This is a genomic window from Streptococcus hongkongensis (genome assembly GCF_053206145.1).
Map to the genome: position 1 here is coordinate 212,713 of NZ_JBRUGD010000002.1, position 9,794 is coordinate 222,506.

Here is a 9,794-nt window from a genome sequence, read left to right on the forward strand (position 1 = left end):
CTAATTTCCAAAAATAATAAGCCAGATTTTTGGAAGAAATATAATTAAGCCAGTAATAACAGCATAAATTGATATGACTAATACAGCACCTGCTGCCATGTCTTTTGCTTTTTTTGCTAGCATGTAAAAGTGGTAGTCACTTGCCAAGTCAACAACGTTTTCAATTGCTGAGTTTACAATTTCAAACGCAATAACGAGAAAAACAGATAAGATTAAAAATAACCACTCCACTACTGAAATATTGAATACGAGTCCTGCAAGAATTGCTAAAAAAGCTGACACAAGGTGACTCTTCAAATTTCTTTCTTCACTCAGCGCTGTTAATATACCTGTAAAGGCAAATTCCAGACTGGAGGTAACTGTTCTGTTTTTCCATTTTCTCTGGGAATTATTGTCGTGTGAGGCCATAAGCAGTCAATATCTCTTCCTGTAACGTGAACATTTCTTTTTCTTCTTCAGGTGTGTAGTGGTCATACCCATTAATATGTAAGAAGCCATGAACAGCCAAAAAACCCATTTCTCTTTCAAATGAATGTCCATATTCTTCAGCTTGTTCTTTCGCTTTATCTATTGAAATAAACAACTCGCCTATATAGGCATCAAATTCAGCCATCATTTCAGCTAATTCCGGATCAGCATCCATATCATTTTGATCAAAAAGAATTGGTGTCTCAGGTTTGTATTCCAATGAAATGACATCCGTTGGGCGATCCGTATTTCGGTATTCTAAATTCAATTCATGACTACGTTGGTTTGTCACAAATGTAACGGACATTTCTTTTTGGTCTTTTCCAGTTTTAGTTGCTGCAAAGTCAAGCAAATCTTTTGTTTGCTTCATAATCTCTTGAGAAACTTGGCCAGTTTCATCAATCATCTCAATATACATATCTTTGATATCAAGGATTTCAAATCCCCAAATAGCACATTGGAGCCGATAAATCCTTACCCTTTCAATAGCTTTTGATTCTACTAATTATATTATTATATCATATAAGCCTAGTTTTTTGTGTCTTCTCAACCAGTTCCGCTAATTAAAACGATTTCAAGGACTAATGTTACTGTTTTTTTAGAATGTCAGCCACTCGTTTTTGTAAAGTCGGAATAACCTGATCTTGAAACCAAGGGTTCTTCTTCATCCAAATTTGGTTACGAGGTGAGGGATGGACCAGTGGAAAATAGGTTGGCAGGTATTCCTCATAGGACTTTACTGTTTCTGTCAGTGTTTTCTTGCAATCCTTCCCCAAGTAATGTTTTTGAGCGTACTGGCCAACTAAAATAAGCATCTCTACATGAGGCATCATTTTTAGGATCCTTTCATGCCACTTATCAGCAAAGCCATTGCGCGGAGGAAGATCACCCGACTTGCCTTTTCCGGGGTAATAGAAGTCCATCGGGATAATTCCAAAGAGGCCAGAGTTATAAAAGGTGTCATTATCAACGTCCAACCACTCACGAAGGCGAATCCCACTACGGTCATTCCAATATAGTTTTGTCTCTTGGGCAATGATACCAGGGGCTTGACCAACAATGATAATTTTGGCAGTCTCTGGTGCTGCATAGAGTGGCTTAATGCCTTGGTCAGTATAGATCTTGTTCTGATTATCAGCCATTATTTCATTAAAAATCTTATCCATTTGCACTCCTATCTAAAAAGATCGGCTTAAAAACATCGCAGTTTTTCTGGGCCGACCTTTACTATTCTTCTTTATCCGAGGCTTCTTGTCCTATTACCTCATAAGTGGTAAGGCCAGACTTTTTCTCTATTTTATCTTCTTCTTTTGGTGAATCGCTGGCGCGATCAGTCTCATATGCTTTGATAATGTCAGCTACAACTGGATGACGAACGACATCTTTAGCTGTGAAATGAATAAAATCAATGGCTTTAATCTGTCCTAATTTGTTACTAGCATCAATCAAACCTGATTTGACATTACGAGGTAAATCAATCTGACTAATATCGCCATTAACAATCATTTTAGAGTTAAATCCAAGACGCGTTAAGAACATTTTCATTTGCATAATCGTTGTATTTTGTGCTTCATCTAGAATGACAAAAGCATCATCTAACGTTCGTCCTCGCATATAAGCTAAAGGAGCAATTTCAATCGTTTCTCTTTCCATCAACCGTGTCGTTTGTTCTTTACCCAGAATTTGATAAAGGGCATCATAGACTGGTCTGAGATAAGGATCAACTTTTTCTTTCAAATCTCCAGGTAAAAAGCCCAAACTTTCACCTGCTTCAACTGCAGGCCTTGTTAAGATAATTCGTTTTACCTGTCCACGCTTTAGTGCTGTTACTGCCAATGTTACTGCCAAGAAGGTTTTTCCTGTTCCAGCTGGACCAATTCCAAAAACAACATCATGCTTTTTGACACTATCAACATAAACTTTTTGACCCAAAGTTTTAACACGGATAGGCTTGCCATAGCTATCTTTAATAATTTCTTCTTCATAAAGTGCAACAAACTTATCAATTGTCCCATTTTCTGCCATGGATAAAGCTGTCACCGCATCAGAAGTATTAACAATCATACCACGACCAACAAGGACAAGAAGGGCTTGAATTGTTAGTTTAGCAATTTCAATACTCTCTTGATCATCACCAACAATTTGAACACGTTCAGTTCTGGCATGAAGAATCACCCCTAAATGATTTTCAATTAGTTTTAGATGGCGCTCATTCGTGCCAAAAAGCGCTAATAAATCATCTGGATGGTTTAAAGTAATTTCGGTAGAATAATCTTGCAAATTGGTCTTCCTTTTCTTCATAAGTTAGTCTTATTATAACAAAAATAACGCATTTAGGCGCAAAAAGGGCTATTCCAATTGAATAATATCAAATTGAAAACTCTTTATTTTCACTCTGAACTTTCTAAATGATTATTGCCTAACTAACGTATGCTATTTTACGAAATCAATGATGTAAAAATAGTTACTAATAATACAGACTAATGAAAATAAGCAGTGAACGCGTTGACATTTTTTAATTATTTGTTAAAGTTTTTAATTGTTATGACAATTAAATAAAAAAAATAAAACGTTTTTATTATTTTTTGGGAGAACACTTATGATTAGGAACTACGAACAAGAACAGAATGAAAAATTTGCTCATTTTTTAAAACGACAGAAAGTTGTCTTCTTTAATTGCATTTTTTGGATATGTTTGTGCCTACTTAGTACGTAACAATTTCAAACTCATGTCAAATACTATTATGGTAACTAATAGTTGGGATAAAGCACAGATTGCTACACTATTATCTTGCTTAACTGTCTCATACGGATTAGCAAAATTCTATATGGGGGCACTCTGCGACCGTGTTAGTTTACGAAAAACTATTTGCTACCAGTTTAGCTACAAGTGCTGCATTAATTTGTATATTAATTGGTTTTTTTCACACATCTATGATAACGTTAGGCATTTTATTATTTCTTTGTGGTATCCGTTCAAGGTGCACTTGCTCCAGCTCCACAAGCAATGATAGCTAATTATTTCCCTAACAAAACAAGAGGTGGGGCAATTGCAGGATAGAATATTCCACAAAATACTGGATCTGCTCTACTCCCATTGACAATAGCATTTTTTACAAGTACAGGTCTAGTTGTTCCAAGTTCAGGCAATATCCTATTAGCTTTTCTTATTCCAGGAATTTTTATACTTCTTTTTGCAGCAATCTGTTGGAAATTCGGAGAATCTAATTCTGAATCAGAAGGATTAGATTCTCTACGTACAATGTATGGTGAGGCTGGTGAGTCAAACGTTGCCTCCGAGGAAGAAAAATCCTCATTATCTTATTGGCAGTTAATTTGGAAATATGTTTTTTGTAATCCTTCACTACTATTGGTTGCTGTAGTCAATGTTGCCTTATATTTTGTGCGTTTTGGTATTGAAGATTAGAGGCCAATCTACCTTACTGAAGTTGCCAATTTACCTTAAGCAAAAATTCATCTTGCCATCTCTATCTTAGAATGGGTAGCCATTCCAGGATCATTGATTTTTGTTAGGCTTGCTGTTAAATACCCAAACAAAATGGCAAAAATTGGTACAATTAGATTCTTTATTATGGCCGGTGTTGTTTCATTTATGAATCTATGACAGTCAGTGGCGCACCTAATTACATTTTATTATTAGTAGTCTCCGGAATTTTAGGCTCACTCATTTATGGACCTCAATTAATTGTCAATATTTTAACAATTAACTTTGTACCTCTTAATGTTGCTGGTACTGTCATTGGTTTTGTTGGGGTAACAGCATATTTAATTGGTAATATGGGAGCAAACTGGTTAATGCCTATTTTAGGTTGGTTCTGGTCATACGTCGTCGTAGTTGCTCTCTCTGCCTTCTCAGCAGTAGGCTACTTCCTACTTGCAAAACATGAAGAGGAGCTCGTTAAAGAACAAGAAATACTAAAAGTATTATTGTTACTATAAGTATAATACTTTTTTCTTTTAGATTTAATCTTGAAATTAATGGCGTGTTTTCAAAATTATTTTAATTTGTTGCTTATTATAGTATAATGTATTAAAAAAACAAATAAGGTGAATAATGAAATTTGGTAAAACTTTTCGAGAACTCCGTCTTCAAAAATCTATTTCTTTAAACTCACTTGCGAGTGAAGAAATTTCTAAATCACAAATTTCAAGATTTGAACTAGGTGAATCTGAAATTTCATTTCAAAAGATGTTCTACCTTTTAGAAGCAATTGGACTATCTTTTGAAGAATTTTTGATTATTTGTAACAAACAATCTCCCTCGTTTTTTGATGATTTAATTTTCGAAATAAAAACAAATACAAGGAAACCAAATTGTTTTGAAATAAAATCTTTAAAAAACAAGCTAGATGAAAGGAACAAAAAATTTCCCTCAACTTTCAATAGATTAAATGTTATAATGATTAAAGCTCAAGAAAATCAATTTTGTAATGGTATTAACATTGAGAAAGAAGACATTCTATTTCTAAATAACTATTTATTTTCAGTTGAAAGATTTGGTTATTTTGAAATTATACTTCTATATAATTGTTTTAACATCCTAGATTTGGGAATTATCATAACTTATCTAAAAGAAATACTAAATCATTTCGATGAACACATCCCTATTGAAAAAAATAGACAAGCATTAATATTACTGATTGTAGAATGTGTGCTAAAATCTATAGATTTAAATAAATTAATACTAGCAAAATCATTAATGAATGAGTTAGAAAAGAAAATATTATTTGTTGAAGATTATCATGGAAAAACCTTATTATTATTTTTAAAAGGAAAACTTATTTTTCAATCCGATCAAACTAAAGGGCATTCTATGATGAAAACTGCTCTTAATATAATGAAAACTCTAGATGATTTCACATACATAAAATATAAACAAATTAAGAATCAGAGATAATAGATTTCTTGTTTTCTAAAAACAGATCCTTCGAAATAAAATCATGTAAATCTTCGTTTGAATAATCATTTAGACACTCTTTTAGTTCATTTAAACTTGGAAAATTAAATAGAGAATTTTTATTATGTAACTTTATTAGCTCGAGGCCAAAATTGTTAATTTGACTGTCTATCTCTATCCCTATTCTTCGTTTACAAATATTAAAATAATCATCGGAAAATTCAATTGTTTTTAGTAAGTTAAATACAATATCTAAATAAGAAGTGACATTTTCTCTTTCAACCGTACTTTTGATTTGATAAAGTAAAATAGATTCATAAATAATTGGATAGGAAATTACCTGATATACTATTCCATTTTTTTCTCGAAGTTCACTATTCAGCTTCGAATCCTTTAAACCAGTAAGTAATGCGGTAATAAAAGCTAAAGATAAAAAGTTTTCTGCTGTATATTCGATATGACTAAGTTCATAAGAAATAATAATTTGATTATATTGATTTAGATTAGTTAGTTTTATTTTATTACCTGTAGAGAATTCAGGCCTATTACAAATTACTTGTTTTTTGTTTTTTATGTCTAAAATTGAAAACTGTTGAGAATTAAAAATTCTTTCTAATTCTCTATCTCCCATAATATTAATATGAAAATATCCATTTTTTATAACTTCCTTATGAAATTCAATTAATTCATCAAGAGTAATTGAGTTAATCGTTTCAGGTTTTCCAATAATATCACTCCCCCAAAAATAATCTTCAAATATCTTAGTTTGAAGATTATTTTTTGTTACTAGCTCCTTCATCACTACTTTTTTCTCTAACATCAAATACTTTTCATTCCAATTTGGGAAAAAGATTCTATTCTGAAATTTTAAAAACATATCTACAAAATCTTCCTTAGAACAATAAGCTGAAAAATTCAAATATTCTCTGGAAGTTGAACCTGTCACTAAAAATCCAATTTCCTCAAACATACAATTTAGACTTACTTCTCCTGATGATAAGAGGTAATGTTCTAATAAATGAGTTATTCCAAGTTGGTTTTTTCGTTCAATAATTGTACCACTGTAAAACATTATCGAAAAATAAGCATATTTACAATTACTTTTAGAAATAAATGATACATTTTGATTATTCAATCGATAATACCTCCCATAACTTACTTTTATTCAAACTCTTTTGACAAGTCGGACACAATTCAGATTTATTAAAAGTATCAAATTTCTCTTCAGCAAAACTGTCAAAATCAAATCGAAATAATGTATTCAAATTTGATGAGTCACTTTTTATTAATTGATTTAACCATTTTTTTACAATCCAAGAAGTAAGTAAATAAATATTAGAGAGAACTGTGGCTGTTCCAAGTTCTTGATTAGTTGTTAAAAATTTATTCACTAAAATTTGAAAGTGCTCGCTATCATGTTTACATAATAAACAATCTAAGCAAGCTGAGTTATTATCTTTGGGGTTTACAATTAAAACCTTCCCTGCACTTCGTTGACTGAAAGCATAAATACTAGGGACTTCCATTTCAAAACAGACTTTATTTACAAGTCTTTGAGCTATATAAGGTGGAAAGTCCATACAACAAAACACCCAATCAGCATCCTGTAATTGTTTTTCGATATCATTGATAGTCATCATCATTTTAGAAGTTGTCGTTATGTTGCAATATTTGTTATTATTATTTATTTTCTTTTTCGTTACTTCAACCTTTTTTAAACCAATATCACTTATAGAAAACATTGTTTGTCTATTAATATTTTTTAGTTCGACAACATCTGAATCCACCAAATGAATACTTCCTACACCTAAGTTTGCTAATTGTAAAGCAATATGCGACCCTCCCCCACCACACCCAAAAATAGTAATTTTCATTTTTTGTAATTGAGATAATAAATCATTTCCTCCCAATCCTTCACTTGAATAATATAACATTGAGGAATCAAAAAATTGATTAAAGTCATTGTGTTGCTTCGGACTAGATAAAAGTTCAATGAAATTTTTTTCATTGAACTTCACAAGAAAATTTTCTAATTGTTCATTTGAGATATGATGCTTTGAATTGATTTCTGAAAAAATTTGTTTTACATTTCTTGAACCATCGCATAATGAAATAAGGTCTTGCCAAAAAAGTCTATTCCCTTTTATTTCAGTTACATCAACATCATCTGATCCAATTCTTAAATTATCTTCTTCCCAATCATAATATATTCGATCCCTATTCCAAATTGGGTATGTTATTTCATTTTTCATTTTCACCTCCATAAAAAAGCAAGATACAAAGTATCTTGCAAATAAAGTAAATTAGATGAAGTTCCAATTTACAACTCTTTCATCACGGATTTCTTCCATGTCTAAAATAATAGTCTGTTCCATCTGACTCACCTCCTTTCAATTATGGAAATCTAATGATATGGTCAAAATGACTCAAATTTTCTTGACTTTGATCGTGAGTAATTACAATTTTAATGGCATCTTTTATTGAATTAATATAGTTAATAACTAACTTAGTATTTTCAGGATCAAGATGACTCGTTGGCTCGTCGAAAATATAAACTGGATAATCATGAATTAAAAATCTTAATAATTCGACTTTTTGCCTCTCACCTTGTGATAAGGAATTATCTGTATCTTTTATTTGTTTTGCCAGTAACTTGTCAGTAAGCTTGATTTCATTTGCCAAATTTTGTAACTTATCTTTCTTATTTATATTTTTTAATATTATGTTTTCTTCAATACTTCCATCAATATAGAATTGATTACTACAAATATAAGCAATTGAATGATAAACTTGTTTCGCTGACAATTGTTCCCCATCCTCAGTATTAAATACAATTTCACCATTGTATTCATCAGAATTATAATAACCTAGGATTAGTTTAGCCAAACTTGATTTTCCAGTACCAGAAGAACCGATAATAGCATATGAATTTCCTGTTTCAAATGAATAAGTGAAGTTTTTTAATATATCTTTGTCATATATTTTCAAACAAATATTTTCTAAACATATTTGATTTATACGTTTCTTCTGCTTCTCAGAGATTACATCTTGTATTGTTAAATCAGATAAGTTAATTTCATTTTTTATATCTTTTACTGAGGAAATTAGATTTCTAAAATACATAATTTGTTGCAAAGGCGAAAAAATTCCATTTAACAATTGAATACATGAAATAAGTAATCCAATAGTTAACATGCCGTTTTTTACAAAATAAACTCCTACAGCCATACATATTAGTTGAGAAAAAAAACTGACATACATGGTAAAAGTGCTCACAAAGTCTTTTGAAAAATTATATGAAAATCTTGTTTGTTCAAACTCGCTATTTATTTGTTTTATTTTTTTTAAGATGAAATTTTCAATATTTAATAGCTTTATTTGTTCAAATCCAGTGGCAAAATTTTTTGAATAATTTAAAAACTTCTCGTTAGCTTGAGAATAAATAGTTGTCTTTTTCACTACTAAATAGCCTGGCATTTGACAAATCATTATAGTCATTAAAGATATAATGAAAAAGCAAAAGGCTAACTTCCATTCAATTGATATTATCGCCACTATACTCACGCATACCGAAAAACTATGACTCACTATACTACAAATAGATGTGAAGTAATTTTCAGACAATATATCCATATTTTTTGTTACATTATTAAGATACTTTTTTTCTCCCCTTATATTATTATTCGATAACTCTTTTTGAAGAAATTGGTAAGTCAAAAAGTTTTTTATAGAAATCATCTTTTTTTGAATAAATTTTTCAGTACAATAATCTAATAACAGCTGATTGATTCCCCAAATGCTTAAGAATAAAAAACAAATCACTGTTTCTTTAGATAAGTTAAAATTATTGTCACTAATATTATCAATGATTTTACCCAACTGAATTGAAAATAGTGCCATAAATATTGCTGTAATCAGACTTTCTATTGCAATAAAAATAAAATTTAAGTTCACGAATTTTAATGTTTTTTGCATGATATCTCCTTTCATGTCAATTAAGCATATCTTATTTTTTTGACAAACAAAAAAACATCCCAAATTTGGGATGTCCAGAGTGAAGACAAAGTCCATGTCTTCACTTTTTGATATTTTTCTAAAGTGGCTCGGACTTGGTATGCTCTCTTTCTGGTTTCAAGGAGAGCAGATCAAAACGTCCACTGGACCTTTTGATTCTTCGGAATTCCATTACTAATCTTTTAGCCCCTGTCTAAAAAATTCCGTCGTGGCTTTTCTAAATTGGACTTAGCCACTTATGCCACTGGGAAAAATATCTCATTCGTAATAATAAGTCAACGTTTTTCTCTTCTTGGGAGTATAATAGAATTGATAAGAATACTTGTGAGGTGCTCCCTATGTTTCACAAAGAAAATCCTAATTACAATCGCAATCAAGTCGGTTTTTATAGTCT

8 protein-coding genes and 1 pseudogene are annotated in these 9,794 nt (G+C 30.9%); 2 read left to right on the forward strand and 7 right to left on the reverse strand.

From position 1 onward, the window contains the following. The 4 genes from ACVRZD_RS02245 to ACVRZD_RS02260 form a co-directional block, all read right to left on the reverse strand. Positions 1 to 408, reverse strand: coding sequence for a diacylglycerol kinase family protein (locus ACVRZD_RS02245; RefSeq protein WP_037625156.1), 408 nt, complete (start codon positions 406 to 408; stop codon positions 1 to 3). After that, on the reverse strand, positions 389 to 886 hold the full coding sequence (gene ybeY / locus ACVRZD_RS02250; RefSeq protein WP_037625158.1) for an rRNA maturation RNase YbeY: 498 nt from the start codon (positions 884 to 886) through the stop codon (positions 389 to 391). Before ybeY ends, ACVRZD_RS02245 begins: the two co-directional genes overlap by 20 nt. A gap of 169 nt (positions 887 to 1,055) precedes the next feature. Beyond that, complete coding sequence (locus tag ACVRZD_RS02255; protein ID WP_037625160.1) at positions 1,056 to 1,634, reverse strand: uracil-DNA glycosylase family protein; 579 nt, start codon at positions 1,632 to 1,634, stop codon at positions 1,056 to 1,058. A 61-nt stretch (positions 1,635 to 1,695) separates the two neighbouring features. Then, positions 1,696 to 2,748, reverse strand: a complete 1,053-nt coding sequence (locus ACVRZD_RS02260) for a PhoH family protein (RefSeq protein WP_037625162.1) — start codon at positions 2,746 to 2,748, stop codon at positions 1,696 to 1,698. A 319-nt stretch (positions 2,749 to 3,067) separates the two neighbouring features. Here ACVRZD_RS02260 and ACVRZD_RS02265 point away from each other — a divergent pair. Together ACVRZD_RS02265 and ACVRZD_RS02270 are read left to right on the forward strand one after the other, a co-directional pair. Next, positions 3,068 to 4,428, forward strand: a pseudogene (locus ACVRZD_RS02265) (MFS transporter). Positions 4,429 to 4,543: 115 nt separating this feature from the next. Further along, entirely contained in the window at positions 4,544 to 5,386 is an 843-nt protein-coding gene (locus ACVRZD_RS02270) for a helix-turn-helix domain-containing protein (RefSeq protein ID WP_447450222.1), read from the forward strand. On the opposite strand, the gene ACVRZD_RS02275 is transcribed toward ACVRZD_RS02270, so the two are convergent. From ACVRZD_RS02275 to ACVRZD_RS02285, 3 genes are all read right to left on the reverse strand, one after another. Further along, on the reverse strand, positions 5,370 to 6,521 hold the full coding sequence (locus tag ACVRZD_RS02275; protein ID WP_052128114.1) for a M16 family metallopeptidase: 1,152 nt from the start codon (positions 6,519 to 6,521) through the stop codon (positions 5,370 to 5,372). The genes ACVRZD_RS02270 and ACVRZD_RS02275 overlap by 17 nt on opposite strands. Continuing rightward, positions 6,514 to 7,638: a ThiF family adenylyltransferase gene (locus ACVRZD_RS02280; RefSeq protein WP_037625164.1), complete on the reverse strand. Its 1,125-nt coding sequence runs from the start codon at positions 7,636 to 7,638 to the stop codon at positions 6,514 to 6,516. Before ACVRZD_RS02280 ends, ACVRZD_RS02275 begins: the two co-directional genes overlap by 8 nt. A gap of 142 nt (positions 7,639 to 7,780) precedes the next feature. Continuing rightward, a complete protein-coding gene (locus tag ACVRZD_RS02285) occupies positions 7,781 to 9,361 on the reverse strand; it encodes an ATP-binding cassette domain-containing protein (protein ID WP_037625167.1) in 1,581 nt (526 codons plus the stop codon). Positions 9,362 to 9,794: the final 433 nt, after the last annotated feature.

Excerpts from the sequence above, each read along its gene's own strand:
- ACVRZD_RS02285 (WP_037625167.1), bottom strand. The coding sequence starts at position 9,361 with ATGCAAAAAACATTAAAATTCGTGAACTTAAATTTTATTTTTATTGCA.
- ACVRZD_RS02270 (WP_447450222.1), top strand. The coding sequence starts at position 4,544 with ATGAAATTTGGTAAAACTTTTCGAGAACTCCGTCTTCAAAAATCTATT.
- ACVRZD_RS02280 (WP_037625164.1), bottom strand. The coding sequence starts at position 7,638 with ATGAAAAATGAAATAACATACCCAATTTGGAATAGGGATCGAATATAT.
- ACVRZD_RS02255 (WP_037625160.1), bottom strand. The coding sequence starts at position 1,634 with ATGGATAAGATTTTTAATGAAATAATGGCTGATAATCAGAACAAGATC.
- ybeY (WP_037625158.1), bottom strand. The coding sequence starts at position 886 with ATGTATATTGAGATGATTGATGAAACTGGCCAAGTTTCTCAAGAGATT.
- ACVRZD_RS02245 (WP_037625156.1), bottom strand. The coding sequence starts at position 408 with ATGGCCTCACACGACAATAATTCCCAGAGAAAATGGAAAAACAGAACA.